General features: G+C 62.3%; 23 protein-coding genes. 21 read left to right on the top strand and 2 right to left on the bottom strand.

Going from position 1 to position 22,509, the window contains the following annotated elements:
• The first annotated feature begins 179 nt into the window (after positions 1-179).
• From AC1RQ5_RS27095 to lipP1, 13 genes are all read left to right on the top strand, one after another.
• Positions 180-419, top strand: a complete 240-nt coding sequence (locus AC1RQ5_RS27095; protein ID WP_493203150.1) for an ABC transporter permease subunit — start codon at positions 180-182, stop codon at positions 417-419.
• Positions 398-1,051, top strand: coding sequence for a branched-chain amino acid ABC transporter permease (locus tag AC1RQ5_RS27090; protein ID WP_493203148.1), 654 nt, complete (start codon positions 398-400; stop codon positions 1,049-1,051). The genes AC1RQ5_RS27095 and AC1RQ5_RS27090 overlap by 22 nt, the downstream gene beginning before the upstream one ends.
• Positions 1,048-2,031 (top strand): branched-chain amino acid ABC transporter permease, encoded by a 984-nt coding sequence (locus tag AC1RQ5_RS27085; RefSeq protein WP_493203146.1) that lies wholly within the window; start codon positions 1,048-1,050, stop codon positions 2,029-2,031. The genes AC1RQ5_RS27090 and AC1RQ5_RS27085 overlap by 4 nt, the downstream gene beginning before the upstream one ends.
• Positions 2,028-2,759 carry an ABC transporter ATP-binding protein gene (locus tag AC1RQ5_RS27080; protein ID WP_493203144.1) on the top strand — a complete coding sequence of 244 codons (732 nt, stop codon included), beginning with the start codon at positions 2,028-2,030 and terminating at the stop codon, positions 2,757-2,759. Before AC1RQ5_RS27085 ends, AC1RQ5_RS27080 begins: the two co-directional genes overlap by 4 nt.
• Positions 2,713-3,456 carry an ABC transporter ATP-binding protein gene (locus tag AC1RQ5_RS27075; RefSeq protein ID WP_493203142.1) on the top strand — a complete coding sequence of 248 codons (744 nt, stop codon included), beginning with the start codon at positions 2,713-2,715 and terminating at the stop codon, positions 3,454-3,456. The genes AC1RQ5_RS27080 and AC1RQ5_RS27075 overlap by 47 nt, the downstream gene beginning before the upstream one ends.
• A 12-nt stretch (positions 3,457-3,468) precedes the next feature.
• A complete protein-coding gene (locus AC1RQ5_RS27070) occupies positions 3,469-4,677 on the top strand; it encodes an ABC transporter substrate-binding protein (protein WP_493203140.1) in 1,209 nt (402 codons plus the stop codon).
• A 33-nt stretch (positions 4,678-4,710) separates the two neighbouring features.
• A complete protein-coding gene (locus tag AC1RQ5_RS27065) occupies positions 4,711-6,258 on the top strand; it encodes an acetyl-CoA acetyltransferase (protein ID WP_493203138.1) in 1,548 nt (515 codons plus the stop codon).
• A gap of 9 nt (positions 6,259-6,267) precedes the next feature.
• A complete protein-coding gene (locus AC1RQ5_RS27060; RefSeq protein WP_493203592.1) occupies positions 6,268-6,612 on the top strand; it encodes an EthD family reductase in 345 nt (114 codons plus the stop codon).
• Positions 6,613-6,625: 13 nt separating this feature from the next.
• Positions 6,626-8,740, top strand: a complete 2,115-nt coding sequence (locus tag AC1RQ5_RS27055; protein WP_493203137.1) for an acetate--CoA ligase family protein — start codon at positions 6,626-6,628, stop codon at positions 8,738-8,740.
• Between the two features lie 12 nt (positions 8,741-8,752).
• Positions 8,753-9,538: an enoyl-CoA hydratase-related protein gene (locus AC1RQ5_RS27050; protein ID WP_493203135.1), complete on the top strand. Its 786-nt coding sequence runs from the start codon at positions 8,753-8,755 to the stop codon at positions 9,536-9,538.
• Between the two features lie 69 nt (positions 9,539-9,607).
• Complete coding sequence (locus tag AC1RQ5_RS27045; RefSeq protein ID WP_493203133.1) at positions 9,608-10,597, top strand: acyl-CoA dehydrogenase family protein; 990 nt, start codon at positions 9,608-9,610, stop codon at positions 10,595-10,597.
• A gap of 20 nt (positions 10,598-10,617) precedes the next feature.
• A complete protein-coding gene (locus tag AC1RQ5_RS27040; RefSeq protein WP_493203131.1) occupies positions 10,618-11,790 on the top strand; it encodes an acyl-CoA dehydrogenase family protein in 1,173 nt (390 codons plus the stop codon).
• 19 nt (positions 11,791-11,809) lie between these two features.
• Positions 11,810-12,748, top strand: a complete 939-nt coding sequence (gene lipP1, locus AC1RQ5_RS27035) for a LipP1 family hormone-sensitive lipase (protein ID WP_493203129.1) — start codon at positions 11,810-11,812, stop codon at positions 12,746-12,748.
• Here the strand turns inward: lipP1 and AC1RQ5_RS27030 are convergent.
• Entirely contained in the window at positions 12,723-13,613 is an 891-nt protein-coding gene (locus AC1RQ5_RS27030) for a helix-turn-helix domain-containing protein (protein WP_493203127.1), read from the bottom strand. The genes lipP1 and AC1RQ5_RS27030 overlap by 26 nt on opposite strands.
• Before the next feature lie 189 nt (positions 13,614-13,802).
• On the opposite strand from AC1RQ5_RS27030, the gene AC1RQ5_RS27025 reads away from it, so the two are divergent.
• The 5 genes from AC1RQ5_RS27025 to AC1RQ5_RS27005 all read left to right on the top strand — a co-directional run bounded on the left by AC1RQ5_RS27025 (position 13,803) and on the right by AC1RQ5_RS27005 (position 18,916).
• Positions 13,803-15,473 (top strand): FAD-dependent oxidoreductase, encoded by a 1,671-nt coding sequence (locus tag AC1RQ5_RS27025; RefSeq protein ID WP_493203125.1) that lies wholly within the window; start codon positions 13,803-13,805, stop codon positions 15,471-15,473.
• A gap of 46 nt (positions 15,474-15,519) precedes the next feature.
• Positions 15,520-16,557 carry an ABC transporter substrate-binding protein gene (locus tag AC1RQ5_RS27020; protein WP_493203123.1) on the top strand — a complete coding sequence of 346 codons (1,038 nt, stop codon included), beginning with the start codon at positions 15,520-15,522 and terminating at the stop codon, positions 16,555-16,557.
• Positions 16,463-17,128, top strand: a complete 666-nt coding sequence (locus AC1RQ5_RS27015) for an SDR family NAD(P)-dependent oxidoreductase (protein ID WP_493203590.1) — start codon at positions 16,463-16,465, stop codon at positions 17,126-17,128. Before AC1RQ5_RS27020 ends, AC1RQ5_RS27015 begins: the two co-directional genes overlap by 95 nt.
• 27 nt (positions 17,129-17,155) lie before the next feature.
• Complete coding sequence (locus AC1RQ5_RS27010) at positions 17,156-17,977, top strand: SDR family NAD(P)-dependent oxidoreductase (RefSeq protein ID WP_493203122.1); 822 nt, start codon at positions 17,156-17,158, stop codon at positions 17,975-17,977.
• A 150-nt stretch (positions 17,978-18,127) separates the two neighbouring features.
• Positions 18,128-18,916 (top strand): IclR family transcriptional regulator domain-containing protein, encoded by a 789-nt coding sequence (locus AC1RQ5_RS27005; protein WP_493203120.1) that lies wholly within the window; start codon positions 18,128-18,130, stop codon positions 18,914-18,916.
• Between the two features lie 24 nt (positions 18,917-18,940).
• Here the strand turns inward: AC1RQ5_RS27005 and AC1RQ5_RS27000 are convergent, their stop codons facing one another.
• Entirely contained in the window at positions 18,941-19,492 is a 552-nt protein-coding gene (locus AC1RQ5_RS27000) for an NADPH-dependent FMN reductase (RefSeq protein ID WP_493203118.1), read from the bottom strand.
• Between the two features lie 173 nt (positions 19,493-19,665).
• On the opposite strand from AC1RQ5_RS27000, the gene AC1RQ5_RS26995 reads away from it, so the two are divergent.
• The 3 genes from AC1RQ5_RS26995 to AC1RQ5_RS26985 all read left to right on the top strand — a co-directional run bounded on the left by AC1RQ5_RS26995 (position 19,666) and on the right by AC1RQ5_RS26985 (position 22,502).
• Entirely contained in the window at positions 19,666-20,928 is a 1,263-nt protein-coding gene (locus AC1RQ5_RS26995) for an aromatic ring-hydroxylating dioxygenase subunit alpha (protein WP_493203117.1), read from the top strand.
• Entirely contained in the window at positions 20,925-21,410 is a 486-nt protein-coding gene (locus AC1RQ5_RS26990; protein WP_493203115.1) for an aromatic-ring-hydroxylating dioxygenase subunit beta, read from the top strand. Before AC1RQ5_RS26995 ends, AC1RQ5_RS26990 begins: the two co-directional genes overlap by 4 nt.
• Positions 21,411-21,479: 69 nt before the next feature.
• Positions 21,480-22,502, top strand: a complete 1,023-nt coding sequence (locus AC1RQ5_RS26985; protein ID WP_493203113.1) for a 2Fe-2S iron-sulfur cluster-binding protein — start codon at positions 21,480-21,482, stop codon at positions 22,500-22,502.
• Positions 22,503-22,509 lie beyond the last annotated feature (7 nt).

Genomic DNA, 22,509 nt, shown 5'->3' with positions numbered 1-22,509 from the left:
GTCATCTCGCCTTGTGTTGTGATGGCAACAAGCGCGCATGCCTCGAAAACCAAAGCGCCAATCGCAACAGAGTATGTTGACAAGACAACATACATCGGAAATGAAGGTGACTGACAAAGCGCAATCAGAAGCGCAACGAGGAAACATATCGCCATCACCTGTGGCGGCCCGAGGGATCGATGTTGACTACAGCATTCCTGCAATCGCTGTTCGACGGCCTGCTCCAGGGCGCTGTCTACGCCGCGATCGGCGTGACGCTCACGCTGATCTTCGGCGTCATGCGCATCGTGACATTCTGCCACGGCGAATTCCTCATGGTCGGCCTCTACGGCGTGTTCTTCGCCGTCACTGGCTTGAATATCGGAGTTATCAGTCGGCCGTCGTGGTGCTCCCCGCCATGCTGGTCTTCGCGGTGGTGACTTACTACCTGCTGATCAAGCCGGTGCTGGAAGCGAACGAGCACAATCAAATCGTCACCACCCTGGCTTTCGGCCTGATCCTGCAGAATGCGGCGCTGATGCTTTTCACCGCCGATATGCAGACCGTTCCGTCCGAGATCGCCAGTGCGACATGGCGCCTGGGCCCTATCTTCGTGCGCATTCCCGTGGCCTTGAGTGCGGTGGTCTGCCTGCTGCTCTGCGGCTTCCTCGGCTGGTGCCTGCATTATACGACATTCGGCAGGCAGGTCAGGGCGACGTCGCAGGACAAGGATGCGGCTGCGCTGTGCGGCGTCCACGTCAATTCGGTTTATCTCGTGGCGTTCTGTGCCGGCCTTCTTGCGCTCTGCGTCGTCGCCGTGATGCTCGCGCCGACGCTGTATATCTCTCCGCTCACCGGGCACTCCTATACATTGACCGCCTTCGTAATCGTCGTTCTCGGGACGCTCGGCAATTTCAAGGGTGCGATCGTCGGCGGCATGATCATTGGGCTGGTCGAATCTATCGGCGGCTATCTCACCAGCGGCTCGATGCCGTTCGCGCTCACCTTCGGTCTGTTCGTCCTGATCCTGCTGGTCAAGCCGCAAGGCCTTTTTGGAAAGGCTCAGCTATGACCGGAGTGATGCTCAAGGGGCTGGGCCTTGTGCTGGCCGCTGCGATCCTGATCGGCTTCGGCAGCGTCGGCTCCGACCAGATGCTGCATGTGGCGATCATGACCGCGATGTACGGCACGTTGGCGCTGGCATGGAATATCATCGGCGGCATGTGCGGCCAGATGATGCTGGGGCTGTCGCTGTTCGTCGGCATCGGCGCCTATACATCGACGGCGCTCTATCTCTGGACGGGGCTGAGCCCGTGGCTCGGCCTCTTGGTAGGGATGCTGCTGTCGGCCACGATCGGCGGCGTCACTGGATTCGTCATCTTCAAGCGCCGGCTTGTCGGCGTGTATTTCGCGCTGGTGACTTTGGCGCTCGGCGAAATGGGGCTTTTCATCGCGCTGAACTGGCAGGCGATCGGCGGCGCGAACGGCCTCATCATTCCTCCCACCTCGGGCCTCGCGGCATTCCAGTTCATCGACAAGTTCCGCTACTATTATGTGGCCATCGGGATGCTGGCGGTGACGCTGCTGATATCGGTCGCCATCAGCCGGTCGCGCTTCGGCTACAAGCTGGCCGCCATCCGCGAGAATGAGCAGGCCGCGGCGGCCATGGGCGTCAATGTTCTAAGGTCGAAAGTCGCGGCCACTGCGCTGGCGGCAGGCCTGGCATCGGCGGTCGGCACGTTTTACGCGCAATATGTGCTGTTCATCGATCCCGACTCGGTGCTCGGAATTTCCTTCACCATCGATGCGGTGGTTTATGCCTTTATCGGCGGTGTCGGCACGGCCGTCGGCCCGCTGATCGGCGCGGTGCTGCTGGTGCCGACATTCGATGCGCTTCTTGGCGCGCTGGGCGGCAAGATCGCCGGTCTCCATCTGATCATCTATGGCGTGCTGATCATTCTGGTCATGCGCTTCGCGCCGCTGGGCGCGATGGGGCTGATCGAAAGGGTCTTCCGCTCGCGCGAAGATCGTGCCGGCACGGGGGTGTCATGAGCGTGCTCCTCGATATCAATGGGCTGTCGCGCCGGTTTGGCGGTCTGATGGCCGTGAACGACGTGTCCTTCGGCGTGAACGAGGGCGAGATTCTCGGCCTCATCGGCCCGAACGGCGCCGGCAAAACGACCGCCTTCGGTATGATATCGGGCCTCATCGCGCCGACTGCGGGGACGCTGGCCTTCGACGGCGTCGATATCAGCGGTGCGCCACCTCATGAGCGGGCCTTGATGGGCATCGGCCGCACCTTTCAGATCGTGCAGCCTTTCGTTCATCTGTCGACGCGCGACAATGTGGTGGTTGGTCTGGTGGCGCATGGCCATAGCGTATCGGCAGCGCGCAAGGTCGCCGTCGAGGTTCTCGATTATCTCGGCCTCGGCAGCCGCGCATCGAAGCCCGCCGGCACGCTAACATTGCCGGAAAAGAAGCGGCTCGAACTCGCGCGGGCCTTCGCGCCGCGCCCGAAGCTGCTGCTGCTCGACGAGGTGATGGCGGGTCTCACGCCGACCGAAGTCGAAGCGATGATCCCGGTGCTGCACGACATTCGGAAGGAAGGCAGCACGATCCTGATCGTCGAGCATGTGATGCGCGCGATCATGTCGCTGTCGGACCGGATCGTGGTGCTCGCAAACGGCGTCAAGATCGCCGAGGGCGAGCCGGCGGATGTAGTCCGGAACGAAAATGTCATTTCGTCCTATCTGGGAAGCCGCCACCATGCCGTTGCTTGAGATACGCCATGTGAGCGCCGGCTATGGCGACGGCGCGGTGCTGCACGATCTCTCGCTCGCGGTCGAGGAAGGCGGCGTGACCGCCCTGGTCGGCGCCAATGGCGCTGGCAAGACGACCCTCATGCGCACGGTCTCGGGCCTGATCAAGCCGAGCGCGGGAGAGGTTCATTACGCCGGCGAGCGGATCGATCGGCTGCCCGCCGAGAACATCGTCGAGCGCGGGCTGGCACATGTGCCGGAAGGGCGGCGGCTGTTCCCGCGTATGTCGATCCACGAAAACCTGCTGGTCGGCGGGACCAGCCGCGCGGCGCGGCAGCGCAGCAAGGACAGTCTCGATTTCGTCTATCACCTGTTTCCGAAGCTGCGCGAGCGCCAGGCGCAGATGGCCGGCACCTTGTCAGGTGGCGAGCAGCAGATGGTGGCAATCGGGCGGGCGTTGATGACGGCGCCCAAGATGCTGCTGATGGACGAAACCAGTCTGGGCCTCGCGCCGGTGGTGGTCGAGGGCATTTTCCAGAGCATCGGCGAATTGAAGGACCGCGGCATCACGGTGCTGGTGGTGGAGCAGAACACCGGCCTGGCGCTGGAAGTGGCGAGCTATGCCTATGTGCTTGAACACGGCGCCGTTGCGCTTCAGGGCGCGGCCGCTGCAGTGGCCGGCGACGAAGGAATAAGAGCGGCCTATCTCGGCCTATAAAAGGAGGGACCAATGAGAAACCTGTTCGGTTCGTGTGCCGCGGCTGCGCTCGGCTCGCTCGTGATGTTCGGCCAGATGGCCATGGCGGCGGAGCCAGTCAAGGTCGGGATCGTCGTCGCGCTCACCGGCGCTTTCGCCGTGGGCGGCAATGACATCAAGAACGGCGCGACGCTGGCCGCCGATGCGATCAACGAGGCGGGCGGACTGAAGGGCCTCGGCGGCGCGCCGCTGCAATTGGTGTTCGCCGATTCCCACAGCAATCCGGCGAGCGCAGCCAGCGAAGGCGACCGGCTGATCTCGCAGTCCGGCGTTTCGGTCATCGCCGGCACCAGCACCTCGGCGGAGACGATCCCCTTGACCGTGGTTTCCGAACGCAAGGGCGTGCCCATGCTGGTCATCAACGGTCAGTCGGAGGATGTCACCAATCGCGGCTTCAAATGGCTGTGGTCGCAGGGCGTCCAGGACAAGGATTTTGTCAGCACCTGCATCGAGGCGCTGAAGATCGCCCATAGCCAGAATCCCGGCTTGAAGCGTGTCGCCATGGTCTATGGCGACAACGAAACCGGACAGGCGGCCGCGCGCGCGTTTCGCGAGCTGATCAAGGCGGAAAAGGATCTCGATGTCGTCGGCGACATCGAATACAGCGCCCGTGCGCAGGACTTCGGGCCGACCGTTCTGAAGATCAAGGGCACCGGCGCGCAGATGATCGTCGTCAATGCGGCGTTCCGCGAGGCGCTCGGTTTGACCCGCGCCTTCGATCAATATGACTACCACCCGGTGGTGGTGACGCTCGGTGGCGGCACCGCCGATCCGAAATTTGGCGCCCAGGCCGGCAAGAGCGCCGACGGCTTCTTCAACTCCACCAGCTTCGCGGTCGATCTAGTCAAGGTGAAGGACACCACGGCGGCCTATCAGAAGAAGTTCGCGTCGCCGATGTCCACCAATGCGATGCAGGGCTATCAGACCGTCCGCATCATCGCCGAAGTGCTGGAGCGTGCGAAGAGCACGCAGCCGGATACGGTGGCGGATGCGTTTCGCTCCATCAAGATTCCGGGCGACCGCGTCCTTACCTCGAGCGCCTATGTCGAATTCGAGGGCAGCCTCAACAAAGGCCGCCGGGCGCTGCTGACGCAGTGGCAGGGCTCGTCGCTGGTTACCGTGTGGCCGCCCGATGTCGCCACCGGCCAAGCCGTCAAGCCGACGGTCAATGTTCAGCCGTGACGCATAGAATTTCGGAGAGGCGAAGCAATGGTCATGCTGGATAAATCGCGGCTGCCGGTCATCATCGGGGTCAGCCAGATCACGGACACCACCACGGCGGCGAGCATCGCGCGTTCGCCGCTGCAACTGATGGTCGATGCCGCGCGTGCGGCCGAAGTGAACGCTGCGGCGAAGTGCAGCTTCCTGAGCGATGTCGATTCGGTGGTGGTGGTCAGGTCGTTCTCGGACACCGTGCCGGCGTTCCGGTCGCCGTTCGGGCGGCTCGAAAATGCGCCATGGTCGGTCGCCAAGCGGATTGCCGCGACGCCATCGGAATTCATCTACGCCCCGCAGGGCGGCGATACGCCCCAGACATTGACCGCGCGCGCATGCGAGCAGATCGCCGAGGGACGCAGCCGGCTTGCGCTGATCGTCGGTTCCGAAGCGCTGCGCACCCAGCTCGCGGCGCGCCGCGAAGGCCTGCAGCTCGACTGGAGCGAAGCCGCGCCGGAATTGCCGAACGAATTGGGTGGCCCGTCCGAACTCTATTCCGAGCAGGAGGTGAAGCACGGCATGCGGTCGGCGATCGCGATGTACGCGCTGTTCGAGCAGGCATTGCGCGGGGCCAAGAAGCAGACCGCCGCGCAGCGTTGGACGGCGCTCGGCAACCTGTTCGCGCCGTTCGCCGATGTGGCGGCGAAGAACCCGTTCGCTACCCGCCGCGAGGGCTACAGCGCAGAGCAGATCACGGCCGTGACGGCGGCGAATCCGGTCATCGGTTTCCCCTATACGAAACTGATGACGGCCAATGTCTATGTCGATCAGGCCGCCGCGCTCATTGTCTGTTCGGCCGCCAAGGCCGATGAGCTCGGCGTTCCCGAAGTCGGCCGCGTCTATCTACACGGATCGGGCGAAGCGCATGATCAGTGGTTCGTCTCCGAGCGCGCGTCGCTCAGCACGTCGCCGGCGATCCGCGGCGTCGTGGCGGATGCTTTCCGTACGACGGACGTCTCCCTGCAGGACGTCGCCTTCTTCGATGTCTATAGCTGCTTCGGCTCGGCGATCCAGGTCGCTGCCGACGAGATGAAGATCAGCGCCACCGATCCGCGCGGGCTCACGGTCACCGGCGGACTTCCGTTCTTCGGCGGCCCCGGCAACAATTATGTCACCCATGCGATCGCCGAAATGGTGGGGCGGCTGCGGCGTGCTCCGGGAAGCTACGGACTGATCACCGCCAACGGCGGTCTGCTGACTAAACATGCGGCGGGCCTCTATTCGACAGCGCAGCCGAAAGCCCCGTGGACCACGTCGGATTCGCGGGCCACCCAGCGCGCCATCGATGCTTTGCCGCTGGTGCCGCTGGTCGCCGAAGCCGGCGGCGAGGCGACCATCGAAACCTACACGGTCGTGCATGGCAAGAACGGCGCCGAAGCCGGCATCGTTATCGGCCGGCAGGCGAACGACAACCGGCGCTTCGTCGCCAATACGCCCGTCGATCCGGCGGTGTTCGCAGCGCTCGAAGTGTCGGATTCGATCGGGCGTCCCGGTGTCGTCAAGCATGTCGAGGGCAAGAACATCTTTGCCCCGTGCGCGTCGTCGTGAGAGGCAACGCTGATCAAGCGGATAAGCTTTCTCGCGCGAAAGGATGGAATGCCGGTGGCCGATTTCAGGCGACACCGGCGCGACATTCACGCGCCGATCCTTCTCGCGATGCCGAAGGTGATTAAATATGCGGTCACCTTCTTCGATGCGGGTGACGCGCCGTGCGCTGCGGACGGCACGCCGTTCGACGGCTTCGCCACGCTTCATTTTGCGAGCAGCAGCGATATGGATGAGGCCTACGCGTCGCCGGCCGGCCAGGCTGCAGCGGCCGATATGGCGAACTTCGCCGGGCGCGTGAACCGCATCGTCATCGATGAACTGGTTCTGATCGACGCCGGCAAGACGCTTGTTTGAAAAGGGGCTGACCATGGATCAATCGAACACCAAGACCCATCCGCTGGATCGCCTGTTCAGGCCATCCTCCATCGTTCTGGTCGGCGCCAGCGACAAGTCGCGCTGGGCCCGCATGGCCAAGCGAAATCTCGATGCGCTCGGTTATGAAGGCAAGCTGCATGTCGTCAATCGGCGCGGTGGCGAGGTGCTGGGCCAGGCCGCGGCGACATCCTGCGCCGCGATCGGGGAGAAGGTCGATGTCGCATTGCTTCTGATTCCGGCGGTCGGCCTTGCCGATGCGCTGGAGGATCTGGCGGCGGCGGATATCCGCTTCGCCGTGGTGCTGTCGTCGGGTTTTGCCGAAGCAGGGCCGAGCGGCCGCGAATTGCAGGACAATTTGCGCAAACGTGCGGATGCGCTTGGCATCACGATTGTGGGGCCGAACTGCCTGGGCTTTGCCAGCTTCTCGGCCAAGGCCGCGATCTGGACCGGCACGCTCCGGCTGCCGGCCATCACCGGGCATATCGGCATCGTCTCGCAGAGCGCAGCGGTGGCCAATGCGATGGCGCATTTCGCGCATCAGCAGGGCGTCGGATTGAGCGCGATCATCTCCACCGGCAACGAGGTGAATTTCGGCGTCGCATCGGGCATCGACTATCTGGTCGATGATCCCGCCACCGATGTGCTGTGCGTCTTCATGGAATCGGTCCGCGACCCGGTTGCGTTCAGGAAAGCGGCGGAGAAGGCCTTCGCCGCGCGCAAGCCGCTGATCGTCCTCAAGGTCGGCCGCAGCGAGATCACGGCCAAGGCCGCGCAGGCGCATACCGGTGCGCTGGTGGGCGATGACCGGGTGTTCGATGCGCTGAGCAGCCAAATGGGCATTATCCGCGTCCGCTCCATCGAGGAACTCACCGTCACGGCGGATCTGATGGCGAAGGCCGGTGCGCTGCAGGCAGGCGGCGTCGGATTGATCTCGATCTCGGGCGGTCTCAGCGAAATCTCGGCCGACCTCGCCAGCGACGAGGGTATCGCGCTGCCGACATTCGCCGACGTCACCATGAGCAAGCTGAAGGCGATCCTGCCGGATTTCGGCACTGCCCATAATCCGCTCGATCTGACCGGCGCTGCCACCGAAACCCCGTCGATGATGACCGATGCGATCAAGGCGATCGCCGACGATCCCGCGGTCTCGCTGGTGTGCTATCTGTTCGAGGTGCCGACCGGCGACGATGATACGACATCGTTCTCGCTGCCGGGATTGGAAGCGATCGGCGCTGGCGCGCGCGATGCGTCGAAGCCCGTCATCGTCCTCGCCAGTGCGATGAAGGCGGTGAGTGCGTCGGGGCGTGAAGTGATCGCGAAATTCGGCGTGCCCTATGTGTCCGGCGGTCTCGAACTGGGCGTCCCTGCGATGGCGCGCGCGATGCGCTGGTGGGACAAGGCGGCAAAAGGCGCGCGTAAGGTCGAACGCAAGCCTACCGGTCGCGTCATCGACGCATTGCCGACGACGGAATTCGAAGCGCAGCAGTTCCTCGCGGGATTCGGCGTTCCTGTCGTGCCCACGGTGCTCGCGGCCACGGCGTCGGCGGCGCACCAGGCCGCGGCGGGGATGGGCGATCGTGTCGTCCTCAAGATCGCGTCCAAGGATATCGCGCATAAGAGCGATGTCGGCGGCGTCGTCCTCGATGTCGAGCCTGCTCGCGTTGCGCAGGCCTTTGATGACATGATCGCCAAGGTGAGCGCAGCGTCGCGGTCCGCGACGATCGATGGCGCGCTGGTTTCGCCTATGCGACGCGGCGGCACCGAGCTTCTGATCGGCATCACGCGTGATCCGGAATGGGGCCCGGTGCTGGCCGTCGGCCTCGGCGGCGTATTCGTCGAAATATTGAAGGATAGCAGCTTGCGGCTGTTGCCGGTGTCCGAGGACGAGGTGGTCGAGATGATCGCCGAACTCAAGGGTGCCAAGTTGTTGTCGGGATATCGCAAGATGCCGCCGGTCGATATTAGGAAACTCGCGCAGGTGATCGTTGCGATCGGCGATGCGGCGATGGCGCTGCCGGAAACCATGGAAACGCTCGAGGTCAATCCGCTCGTTGCGGCGGGCGATCGCATCGAGGCACTCGATGCCCTGGTGATCGGTCGTCAATAACGGGAGGAAGATATGGAATCGAAGCTCAATTATTGCCGTGTCGAACGACAGGGACATTTGACGATCGTCACCATCGATCGTCCCGACGTGATGAACTCCCTGCACTACGAGGCCGATCTCGAACTCGACGGCGTCTGGACTTCGTTTGCGCAGGATCCCGAACAATGGGTAGCAATCGTGACCGGTGCCGGCGACCGCGCATTTTCCACCGGCAACGATCTGAAGGCGCATGCCAAGATCGGCGGCCGGCGGCAGTTTCCGCCGTCCGGCTTCGCTGGCCTCACCACCCGGTTCGATCTCGACAAGCCGGTGATCTCTGCGGTGAACGGAATCGCGATGGGCGGCGGTTTCGAACTGGCGCTCGCCACCGACATCATCATCGCTGCGGAGAATGCCTTCTTCGCGCTGTCAGAGCCGCGTGTCGGTCTCGCGGCCCTTGCCGGTGGCGTGCAATATCTGCCCAAGGCGATCGGGCTGCCGCGCGCCATGGGCATTCTGCTCACGGGACGGCGCGTGTCGGCCAAGGAAGCGTTCGATCTCGGCTTCGTCACCGCACTGGCGGCGCCGGGGGCGGCGCTGGAAGTAGCGAAGGAATGGGCGGCGCAACTGCTCGAATGCTCGCCGCTCGCATTGCGGGCGACCAAGCATGTCGCGCGCAATGTCGCTTTGTCGTCTGAATTTCCCGATCTTGTACGTGCCGAGCCACCTGCCGTGCAACGGCTGCGATCAAGCCAGGACTATCAGGAAGGCCCGAGAGCCTTCGCTGAAAAGCGCCGCCCGGTCTGGACCAACAGCTAGAGCGACGGCATGCAGCGGAGCATCAACCCATTTTCGCTATCAGAGGATGTTGTCCTGGCAAAGGAGGCCATGCGACGTCTGCTCGGACGGCATTGGCCGGCGGAGAACGCAGAATCGGCGAGTGCGGACGCCGAAGCGCAGCGACGCCTGTGGAAGGAATTGGCCGAGCAGGGCTTCACGGCCATCGGCAGTGATCCGTCCGATCCACAGGCTCTGATGATGTGCGTCGCGCTGATGCAGGAGCTCGGCCGCGCATCGTGCCCGCTGCCGCTGCTGGATGCCTTCCTGCTCAATCTGTCCGCGGCGGGCACCGCGGATCAAGCTCTTGCGGCGCTGATCGGCGCCGTCCATGCCGGCGAGCGCATCGCGGTCTGGGTCTTTCCCGCGTTTCATGGCGACGCTGGTACCAGCGGACATGCGGCCTTTGTCGAGAACGCGCATATGGCGACGGATTTTGCGGTCATCACCGAGGTCGAGCAGCGGCGTTTCGTCATCCTCGATCGCTCTGCAGCGGGTGTCCGTATTTCACCGACCCCTGGCCTATCTCGGCCGCCGCTTTCCGAGGTCGACTTCGATGGCGTTGCCGGATCGGCGACGACCGCGACGCGAGAGATCCGTAGTTTTGCGTCGCTTGCGCGATTGCTGTTGGCCGCGCGTGCGCTCGGATCGGCGACGCGCGGGTTCGAACTTCTTGTCGATTACGTCAAGCAACGCAGTCAGTTCGGCAAGAAGATCGGCTCCTATCAGGCTATGCAGCACAAGATGGCGAATATCCTGACCGTCATCGAGACGTGCCGGCTGACCATCGAGCGCGGTGGGAGCGTCGATCTCGCCCGCAGCGATTTTGAAGCCTATCCGGCTGCTGTTGCGGTCGCATCGGCGGCACGCACCCTCCGCGATGTGGTTCTCGAACTTCATCATGGTTTTGGCGGCGTGTCATTCTGGGAGGATCACGAGATGCCGCGGCATTTCCGCCGCGTGCATGGAGATCTGGTTCGCCTCGGCGGGCTCCATGAGGCCCGCCGCGAGATAGCCGATCTCGTCCTGGGACCGATTTGACTGCGCTGGAGACGATGTCGATGCTACGATTGCCTGATCTGGATCTGGGCCCGAGCGCAAATGCCTTCCGCGACGAGGTGCGCGCTTGGCTGGCCGATAACTGGACGCCGGATCATGCCGCTTTCGACGGCTCGGCACCGGTCAATCACAAGCTCGCCAATCGTGCCTTCAGTGAGAAGCTGGGGCGCAAGGGATGGCTTAGCCTGTCCTGGCCAAAACGCTGGGGCGGCGCCGAGCGGTCCGCCCTGGAGCGGCTCGTCTTCGAGGAAGAGGTCGCCTATGCCGAGGCGCCGATCGGATGGCATTACACATCGGCGGGCATGATTGCGCCGACGCTGATCCACCACGCATCGGAAGCGCAATGCGAGCGTTACGTGCCTGCCATCGGCCGCGGGGAGATCTGTTTCTCGCTCGGCTATAGCGAGCCGGACAATGGCTCCGACCTCGGCGGAATCAAGACATCCGCCACCAGGACCGCGCGTGGATGGGTCATCAATGGCCAGAAGCTCTATACCAGCACGGCCGGTTATGCGGATTTCTGCTGGCTCGCAGCGCGCACCAATCCGGCCGATCCGAGGGCGAGCGGGATCAGCGTGTTTATTGTGCCACTCGATGCGCCCGGCATGACGATCCAGCCGCTGCATGGCCTCAATGACCATCGCTCGAATGTCGTCTTCTACGATGCGGTGCATCTGGATGAGGATGCGTTGATCGGCGAGGTCAACGGCGGCTGGAAGGTCATCACCGATGCGCTGGCCTATGAACGCATCGTTCTAGCCGGAATTGCGGCGAGGGCACGGTCTTATTTCGATCAGTTAGTGGGGCACATCGCGGCCGGGTCGATGCGCACCGATCCGCTGGTGCGTGACACGATCGCCGCTCTCGCGGTGAAAATCGAAGCCGCGCGGTTGCTTGCGGTCGAGGTCGCGTGCCTGACCGAATCCGATGCGCCGCCGGTGCATCAGGCTTCGATGCTGAAGATCTATGCCAGCGAATTGATGGAGCATCTTGCCGAGACCGCCTTTGATCTCCTCGGTGCTGGTGCCTCGCTGCGGGCGGGACCGGCCTCCGCACATGTCGCCGGGCGCTTCGAATATGCCGTTCGCGACGCGCTGCTCTACACGATCGGCGGCGGCACCAACGAGATCCAACGCACGCTTGTCGCAACCCGCGGTCTTGGACTGCCGCGATAGAGGATCAGGAACATCGAAGATGCCACTCGATCAGGACAGTGCCGAGCTTGTCGCCCGCCTTCTCGCGATCAGCGCGCCGCGATATGAAACCCTCTCGCCGCAGGAGGCCCGTGCGGCGATGGCAGCTGCCCGCAAGGCCGCTGCAGTCGAGCCGCCGTCGATCCACGCCGTCCGCGAGTTGACGATCGCCGCCGCTCAGGGCAATTCCATCAAGGGCCGGCTGTATCGTCCGAGCGGCGACGCGTCTCTGCCGCTTCTGGTGTTTTTCCATGGGGGCGGGTGGGTTCTCGGCGATCTCGACTCGCACGATATTCTCTGCCGCCGACTGGCGATCGCCGCGGGCTCCGCCGTGCTGTCCGTCGATTATCGCTTGGCGCCTGAGCACAAATTCCCCGCTGCGGTGGATGATGCGATCGCGGCGGTGGACTGGGCCGTGGCGCATGCCGCCGAACTCGGCGTCGACGAAGCGCGCATCGGTCTCGGCGGCGACAGCGCGGGCGCGAATCTTGCGACCGTCGTGGCGCTGCATCGCAAACATAACGGGCTGAAGCCACTGCGATGCCAGGTCCTGGTCTATCCGGTCACGGATCTGGGATTTGCATTCCCCTCTCACAGTATCGCGGAAGAAGGCTTGCCCGTTGTCGGCAAGACCATGATCTGGTTCCGCGAGCAATATCTCTCGGATGCGGATCAGCAGTCGGACTGGCGCGCGTCGCCGCTGCGCGCGGCGGATCTGTCCGGCCTGCCGCCGGCCTATGTTCTGACCGCGGGTTACGATCCGCTGTCGGATGAAGGCTGCGCGTATGTGGACAAGCTGCGCGACGCCGGCGTTGCGGTGACCTGCAAACATTATCCCGGCCAGGTTCACGGCTTCCTGACGATGGGCGTGAAATTTCCGACCACGGAAACCGCCATCGCCGATGTTGCCGCCTTCATGCGGACGACGTTACGACCGTGAAGCCTTGCCCCGCGGTGCGCCGGAACTGGCCCGGCGACATGCCGGCATGGCGGGAGAAGAAACGGTTGAAATAGCCGGGATCGGCATAGCCGAGCGCCTCCCCGATCTCGGCGATATTCATGCTGGAATAGAGCAGGCTGCGCTTGGCCTCCAGGATCAGCCGGTGCTCGATCAGTTGCAGCGAGGATTGCCCGCTGACCGACCTGCAAAGCCCGTTCAGTTTCGCGGTGGACATACCGAGCTGGTCGGCGAAGAAGGAGAGTGGCCGATGCTTCCGGTAATATTGTTCGATCATCGCGCGGAAGCGCGCGACCGTCTGAACGGATGTCGTCTCCGGCCGCGTGTCCAGCTTCCGTCGCCCGCGCAGCCGGCTAACCTGAACCGCGAGCAGCAGGATGAGGCTGCGGATCGCCGCGCGCCGCCCCGGCGCCGACCAGACGAATTCCTGCTGCAGCGAACTGAAGATCTTGGTCAGCGCGGCGACATCGCCAAGCCTAGCGCGGGAAAAATGATTTGGCTCGGCGAAGCCGTCGAGCGCGTCGTCGTCGTCATCGGCCGCACGGCGCAGCAATGCCGGCGAGACCGTGATGACGAAACCGTCGGTGCCCTTCTCGAAGGCGAAGGCATGCACGGTCAGCGCGGGAATGACGAGGAGCGACGACGGATGGAATGTGAACACCGCATCTTCGACATAAAGCCGCCCGCCGCCATCGGAGATCAGAAGGATCTGATGGTGATGAGGATGCGTATGGGGACGAATTGTCCAATCGTGCCGGCTGCTGCGCACATTGATCCGCTCGATATGCAGAAACGCCGGATCCAGCTGCGGCGCGTCTTCTTCATAGAGGTAAAAATGCGGAATCATGGGCAGGCGTCTCAGGCATGGCTCGGCAGCTGCGATTTACGAAAAGTACAATAAGTTTGTGGAGTTCGTCCATTTGATCCGCAGCGCGCGGGTCCTAGACTGGTTGTAACGATAGGGGCGGTCCGCTAACGCCCGAACAAAAGGGATGAGCTCGTGGAGACCAGCAACCGAAATCGAGAATGCGACGTCTTGGTCATCGGATCCGGCGCCGGCGGATTATCGACCGCCATTGTCGCCAAGAAAGGCGGCCTTGACGTTCTCGTCATCGAGAAGGAGCCGTTCTATGGCGGCACCACCGCCTTTTCCGGTGGCGTGCTGTGGATTCCGGGCAATCATCACGCCAGGAAAGCCGGCGTGCAGGATAGCCGGGACGCAGCCAAAACCTATATGCGCAATGAAACCGGAAATTTCTTCGATGAAGCCGCCATCGATGCGTTTCTGGATGAGGGCCCGCGCATGCTCGAGTATTTCGAGCGCGAGACCGAGGCCAAGTTCGTCCTTTCTGGCTACCCAGACTATCACCCCGATGTGGATGGCGGCGCCAATATCGGCCGCTCGGTCACGGCGGCGGCCTTCGATGCTCGCAAGCTCGGCAATGAGCTGCAGCGCCTGAAGCCGCCGCTCTCGACCATCACCTTCATCGGCATGATGTTCAATTCCTCCAACGAGGATCTCAAGCATTTCTTCCGGGCAACGCGTTCGCTGAAATCTGCTGCCTATGTCGCCAAGCGGTTGGTCAGCCATCTGAAGGATCTGGCGCTTTATCGCCGCGGCGTGCAGATCACCAGCGGCAACGCGCTTGTCGCTCGGCTGGCAAAGACTGTGTTCGACCTCAAGATCCCGCTTCTCACCGGCACTGAAGCCGTGTCGATGGCGCGGCAAGACGCGCGCGTGACCGGCGTCGTGGTGAAGGATGCAGACGGCGAATACATGATCACGGCGCGCCGCGGTGTCGTTCTTGCGTGCGGCGGTTTTCCGCATGATGCCGCTCGCATCGCGCGCGCCTATCCGCATATCGCGCGCGGCGGCGAACATCTGTCGCCGACACCGGAATCGAACAGCGGGGACGGCGTCCGTCTGGCGGAAAGCGTCGGCGGCGTCTGCGACATCCGCTTTCCGAATGCCGCAGCGTGGATGCCGGTGTCGAAGGTGCCGCTCGGCGGCGGCAAGGTCGGCGTATTCCCCCATCTCGTCGATCGCTACAAGCCGGGCATCATTGCTGTCAACGGCGAGGGCGAGCGGTTCGCCAACGAGTCGAATTCGTATCACGATACGGGTGAAGCGATGATCGCGCAGGCATCGGCCGGCCGCGAGACATTCGCGTGGCTGATCTGCGATCACGCGACGATCCGCAAATACGGTCTCGGCTATGCCAAGCCGGCGCCGGTGCCGATCGGCATCTATCTGCGCAACGGCTATCTCAAAAGCGCTGCGACGATCGATGGGCTGGCCCGAGCCATTGGCGTCGATGCCCTAGCCCTGCAGCAAACGGTGCGCAGCTACAATGAGGGCGCTCGACAGGGCGTCGATCGCGAATTCGGGCGTGGCACCACGGCGTTCAATCGCTTCCTCGGTGACGCCGAGCATAAGCCGAATCCGAATGTCGCACCGATCGGCAAAGGGCCCTATTACGCGCTGAAGTTGCTGATGGGCGATCTCGGCACCTTCGATGGCCTGACCACCGATCTGGTCGGCCGCGTGCTGGATGCCAACGCCGCCGAAATTCCGGGGCTCTATGCCGTCGGCAATGATCGGGCGAGCATCATGGGCGGCAATTATCCAGGCGCCGGGATCACGCTCGGACCCAATATGACGTTCGGTTACATCACCGGACGCCATCTTGCGGGTCTTGCGCCCTAGCGTCCGCAACAGTCAAAAACAGAACGACAAAAGCAGGGAGAAACACATGAACATCAGCCGTCGCAGCTTTGTCCAGGCGGGCCTTGCGGCTGGTGCGATCCTGTCGCACCGGCAGGCCCGCGCCCAGTCGAACAACACGATCCGGATCGGCGTCATCACCGATATGTCCGGCGTCTATCGCGACGTCTCGGGGCCGACTACGGTCGCTTGCGTGCAGCAGGCCGTCGAAGAATTCATGGCCGAGAACCGCGACATCAGGGTCGAGGTGCTTGTTGCCGATCATCAGAACAAAGCGGATGTCGGGCTTGGAATCATCCGTAAATGGTTCGATCAGGACGGTGTCGATGTCATCGAAAATGTCGGCAACAGTTCGATCGCGCTTGGATCTAAGCATCTGATCGAAGGCAAGGACAAGGTCGGGCTTGTCACGACGGCGGGGAGTTCGGACCTCACCGGCAAGGACTGCAGCGCCAATCTGGTTCACTGGGCCTGGGATTCCTGGTGTCTCGCCCATTCCACCGCGACATCGCTGGTCCGAACCGGCGGCAATAAATGGTTCTTTGTCACCGCCGATTATGCCTTCGGCCATGCGGCCGAGGCGGACGCGACCAAGTTCGTGAAGGCTGCGGGCGGGCAGGTTCTCGGCTCGGTCCGCTATCCGTTCGGATCGACTGCAGACTTCTCGTCATTCCTGCTGCAGGCGCAGTCGAGTGGCGCGAATGTGGTGGCTTTCGCCAATTCGGGCAGCGAGCTGATCAATTGCCTCAAGCAGGCGCAGGAATTCGGGCTGGATCGCAGCGGCACGCGCATGGCGGCCATGGTCGGCTATATCACCGATGTGATGAGCATGGGTCTGCCGGTCGCGAAAGGGCTGTCACTGACCGAGACCTTCTATTGGGATCTGGACGATCGCACGCGCAGCTTCATGAGCCGGGTCAAGCCACGGCTCGGCAAGGATGTTTTCCCGAATATGAGCCAGGCCGGTGACTATGCCTGCGTGCGGCACTACCTCAAGGCCGTCAAGGAGCTCGGCGTGGAGCACGCCAAGCGATCGGGGCGCGATGTGGTCACTTCGAACAGATAGGCCGGATGAAAGCGGGCTCGGAGCAGCGGCAATCTTGGTCAACAATGCAGGAACGATGCGATCGTCTGGGCTGGAAACGGTGTCCTTGGACGATTGGAATGCAAATCTGTCGCTCAACCTCACGGGCTATTTGCGCTGCGCCAAGGCATTCCGGTCGCAGATGGTCGCTGTTGGAGGCGGATCTATCGTCCATATCGCTTCGATCGCAGCGCATTCGCCGCAATGCTTCAGCGGGGCCTACAGCGCGTCGAAGGCGGGGATTCTGATGCTATCCCAGCAGATGGCGGTCGAATGGGGCGAGATCGGCATTCGCAGCAACACAGTTAGTCCTGGTCTAATCCGTACACCGATGACGGACGTGCTTTATGCCGTTGATGGCGTGCTGCGCGCACGGGAAAAGCTCGTGCCGAGGGGGCGGATAGGATCCCCGCGGGATATCGCCGACGCTGTGGTGTTTCTTGCGAGCGACCGCGCGGACTACGTCTCGGGAGCGGATCTCGTCGTGGACGGCGGCGTCACGCGGAAGATGATGGACGTTATCCCACGACCCGGCTTCGACCGGAATTCATAGTCCCTTTGAGAAGGAATAGGCCGACCAATGACTGCAGGCGCTTCCAACCATCGCGAGATATTCGATATTCCCGGTCGAGTTGCCGTCGTCACCGGGGCAGGCTCGGGGCTCGGGCGAATGTTTGCATCCGTGCTGGCCGCATATGGCGCGGAAGTCCACTGCCTCGACCGGGACGCCGCAGGCGCGCAGGATACGGTGACCGCTATCTCGAAAGCCGGCGGCAAAGCTTTTGCGGGGATCGTCGATGTCGCCGATGAGGCGTCGATCGGAGGTTTCGCGCGGGAGGTGGACGAGCGGGGGCTATCGATCGATATCCTCGTGAACAATGCCGGGATTGCCGGTGCGCCGACGCGCCTTCATGAGATGGATGACGAGACCTGGAGTGCAGCGATCGATGTCAATCTCAATGGCGTATTTCGGTGCACCAGGGCGCTTCTCCCCAGTATGATTCGCGGCGGCGGCGGGTCGATCGTCAATATTAGTTCAATCATGGGACTGACCGGTTTCTATCCCGGTGTCCCGGGAATCTCGGCCGGCTACAACGCAACGAAGGCAGCGATTATCGGTCTGACCAGACAAGTCGCGGCCGAATATGCCGGCGACAATATTCGTTGCAACGCGATTGCACCGGGATGGCATCAAGGAACCAATCTTGGTGCGCGGCGACGCGCGGCGGCGGCTGCCGCAACCACCAGCGCTTTCGACCAGGCCATTCTCCGCGGAACGCCAATGGCAAGGCGCGGCCGGCCGGAAGAATTGCGGGGTCTGATGGTTTTACTGGCCAGCGATGCGTCGTCTTTTATCACCGGTCAAGTCTTCGTGCAAGACGGCGGTTGGTGTGCCATCTAGCCCGCCGCCCTGCGTTGCGGCGAGTTGACACCGATCCGGCTGTTCGTATACCGAACGCATTAAGCCATTTTGGCTTATGGACCTTCGGCTATGCCATCGGAGAAATCCACGCCGCAGACGCGTGCGAGTACCGCGCGTCAGGCGGAGGGGATGGGCGGGCTCGCAAAAGGCCTCGCCGTTATCGAGGCATTGTCGTCCCGCGGAGCGCAGAGTGTCGCGGATGCGGCGCGGGCTGCCAACGCTACCCGCGCAGCAGCGCGCCGCTGCCTGTTGACGCTCGCTGAACTGGGTTATGTCGAGCGGGTCGGGCGCGAGTTCAGGCCGTTGCCCCGGCTGCGCAACCTCGGCCAGCCAGGAAGCATACGTGATCAACTCATTGAAGCGAGCGGCGACGTGTTGAGCGATGGCCGTGACCGATTGAACGAGTCCGTATCTCTCGCAGTGCTTGAAAAAGACCACGTCATCTTCGTTGCGCGTGCCGAAGCCGAGCATATCGTGCGGACCGGTGTCCGCATAGGTGCCCGGCTTCCTGCTTATTGCTCCGCGACCGGCCGGGTCATGCTGGGCCAGCTACAAGACGACGAGATCCGCACGATCATTGGCAGCGAGCCATTGCATCGCCGGACGTCCAAGACAATCGTTGAACCGCAGCGGCTATTGGACGCGATCGATGACAGCCGTGCTTCCGGTTTCGCCATCAGCGATGAGGAACTTGAAATCGGAATGCGCGCACTGGCTGTTCCGGTTCGCGACATCGATGGAGCGATCGTGGCGGCCGTCAGCGTGAGCGCCTATTCGGCAAGAGTCGATCGGAAAATGTTTCTCAGTGAGTTTCTCGACGTGGTGCGCGAATGCGCTGCTCGCCTAGAAGAGCGCTGTTTCGGCATCAAACGCCAAATCGCGGGAACGGCGAGACGAAAGACGGCGGTCAAGGATTAAGCGCTCTCCGAAAAGCGGGAAGGTCTATCCCGCGGGCAGGCACAATTTGGACAGACAGCCGTCAATGAGCTGTTTCCTGATCTTTGCAGCCAATCGACCCGCGACATCGAACGGCCCGTCAAGGGAGCCGAGTTCGAACTGTTGCGAGATGACCGTCGCTCCCAGTTCCCGGAAAAACTGTTGCAGTGCAGGCTGACCGCGCAGGCCGCCAGCGCCACGACCAGCTATTCCGCAGAGTGCGACTGGCTTATTATAAAACGGCGTCCGCTGGTCGGCGTCGGCCAGCCTCAGCCAGCCCACCATGTTTCTGAGAACGGATGAATACACGCCGGTGTATTCATCCGAACTGATGAAGTAGCCGTCGGCAGAGGCGAGCAACGATTTGAGTTGCAGCACCTCGTACGGCGTTTCGTGCGAACTCTGGTGTTCAAAGCTCGGCAGATCGATTTGCGCGGGATCGAGCGCGATCGGCTCGACATGATCGAAGCAACCTTGAGCGATCTTCGCTGCCGCCGGCGCCAGCTTCCAGTTGGTCGATCCGACATGACTGCTTCCCGAAATAAAAACCAGTTTCATCTTCGCGCGATCTTTCGCTGAGGAGCGGCTGCATCGCCCGCGTTTATGCGCATGGTGATTGCGAGTGTCCGCATTTCGAACATTTCTAAGAACTTGACACATCTCATACCCGCTTATAAAGGAAAAGTCGAATAACGGCCGATGTTCGAATAACGAACAACATGGAGAGCGGGATGAACGAGCACACTCGCATCGAAGCAAGTCGGTCTGATTGGCCTGACGAAGAAGAAATCCGCCGCGTCCCGTATTGGGCTTTCAGCGACAAGGATTTGTTCGAGCGTGAAAAGCAGGTGCTGTTTCACGGTCCGACATGGAATTTCCTTTGCCTCGAAGTCGAGCTGCAAGTGGCAGGCGACTTTGTCGCCGTGCATGTCGGCGAAACGCCGGTCATCGTCACGCGCGATCGTGATGGCGAGCTATACGCATTCGAAAATCGCTGCGCGCATCGCGGGTCGCTGCTGGCGCTTGAGGATCGCGGCAACGTCAAGGACTTCACCTGCGTATATCACGCCTGGAGCCATAACCTTCAGGGCGACCTGATCGGCATTGCGTTCAAGGACGGACTCGGCGGGAAGGGGGGCATCGCGAAGGATTTCTGCATGTCAGACCGCGGGCCACGCAAGCTCCGGGTCGTCGTCCTGCATGGCCTTGTCTTTGGTAGTTTCGACGAAGACGCCGAGGAACTCGAAGACTATATCGGACCGGAGCTCGTCGCGCGGATCGCGCGGGTGATGGAGGGCCGCAAGCCTGTCGTGCTCGGTCGTTTCACGCAGATCCTTCCCAACAATTGGAAGCTCTACGTCGAGAACACCAAGGATAGCTATCACGCCAGCATCCTGCATACATTCTTCACGACCTTCGAACTCAACCGGCTGTCACAGCGCGGAGGCATCGTCGTCAATGAAAGCGGCGGCTCGCATGCGAGCTATTCCGAAGTCGACCGCGAAGCGGAAGCCGCGAAATCCAAGGATGTCTATTCCCAGCAGAACATTCGCTCGCAGTCCGACCTGAAGCTGTCGGACATGTCGTTGCTCGGCAATTTCAAGGAATTCAAGGACGACACCACACTCCAGATCCTGTCGGTGTTTCCGAACTTTGTGCTGCAGCAGATCCAGAACGCGTTGGCAGTCAGGACCATCCTGCCGCGCGGCACGGATCAGATGCATCTGAAATGGACTTACTTCGGCTTTGACGACGATACGCCGGAGCAACGCAAGATCCGGATGAAACAGTCGAACCTGGTTGGCCCGGGTGGCTATGTTTCGATGGAAGACGGCTGCATCGGCGGCTTCGTCCAGCGTGGCACGGCCGGATCTCAGGATGAACAGGCTGTGCTCGCGATGGGCGGCTATTCCATCGAAAGCAGTGATGACCGCATCACCGAGGCTGCCATTCGCGGCTTCTGGAAGGAATACCGCGAGAGGATGGGTCTATGAGCGACATGCAGGAGCGCCATCGACTGATGGCGCTGATCTCGATGGTGCAGGCGCGTTACGTGCGGGAGATCGACGACGGCGATTGCACTGCCTGGCCCGACTACTTCGCCGACGATTGCTTCTACAAGATCACGACGGCCGACAATCACAGCCAGAATCTCGAGGCCGGGCTTATGTGGATGGACAGCAAAGGGATGTTGCATGATCGCATCCTCTCGTTGCTCGAGGCCAATGTTTATGAGCGGCATTCCTATCGGCACATTCTCGGCCAGCCCTATATCGGGGACATCGAAGGCGACGAGCTGGATTCGGAGACTCCATTCATGGTGGCGCGCATCACGCGCGAGGGGCCGACCGATCTGTTCGCAACGGGGCGCTATATCGACCGCTACCGCGTGGCAGGTGACGACGCAAAGCTGCTGAAGCGGATCGTCGTGCTCGACAGCGGCTATATCGACACGCTGCTCGGCTTCCCTCTGTGACGATGCGAGTCGGGTCGCGTCTGCGATCCGGCTGCCAACCAACAACTCAATCATTCGGGAGGAAACTGCGTGAGTTTCCTGATTTCTGTCGCGGACAAGGATATCAGCTTCGACTGCGCCGAGGATGAAACGGTTCTCGATGCTGCGGAGCGCGCCGGTTATGCGATCCCATATTCATGCCGCAAGGGTGTCTGCTCGTCATGTGCGGGAGGGCTCGTCGCCGGGCAAGCGGTCGTCCGCGGGCGGGGCGCATGTATTGGACCGGCGCAGGATGTCTTGCTGTGTCAGGCCCGGCCGCAAAGCGATCTCGTCGTCGCACCGACGCGTATCCGTTCCGCTGACATCATCGAACGCAAGATCTTCGCTGCGAAAGTGCGCAAGATCGAGCGGCCTGCCGCCGACGTGGCTGTCGTTCATCTGCGGCTTCCCATCGGTCGCCGCGCGATCTTTCATGCCGGGCAGTATCTGCGCGTGATGATGGCGGATGGCGACAGCCGTAACTATTCGCTGGCAAATTCGCCGCAGAAGAATGACGAGCTCGAATTGCATATTCGCCACGTCCCTGGCGGAAAGTTCTCCGAAGGCGTGCTCGCAAATCTCGCCAAAGCGAACACGTTGGAGATCGAATTGCCCTATGGGGAATTTGCGCTCAGCGAAAATGCCGGCCGCCAAGCGATCTTGATCGCGACCGGAACAGGCTTTGCGCCAATCAAGTCCATGATCGAGAACGTCATCCGTCTTGGCGAGACGCGGCCGATCCATCTCTATTGGGGGGCCAACCGCGAGTCCGATCTCTACATGACCGACCTGCTGGCCGAATGGGCTGCGGTGCATTCGTGGTTTCGTTATACCCCGGTCGTTTCCAGTCCAGGTTCATCGTGGACCGGACGGACCGGCTTCGTGCATCAGGCGGTCCTGTCTGATTATCCCGACATGGCGGCGCTCGAGGTCTATGCCTGCGGCGCGCCGGCGATGATCGATGCCGCCCGGCGCGACTTTCTCAATGAAGCGGGCCTGCCGCGCGATGCCTTCTTCAGTGACGCTTTCGTCGCCACCGGTGACGACGGGGCAGCGTCCCAGTCGGCGGCCTGACGTGAGG

This window comes from Tardiphaga sp. GW821-FHT12E02 (genome assembly GCF_058807155.1).
Note: the sequence above shows the minus strand (reverse complement) of the source record. Positions and strands in the feature narration are given on the sequence as shown.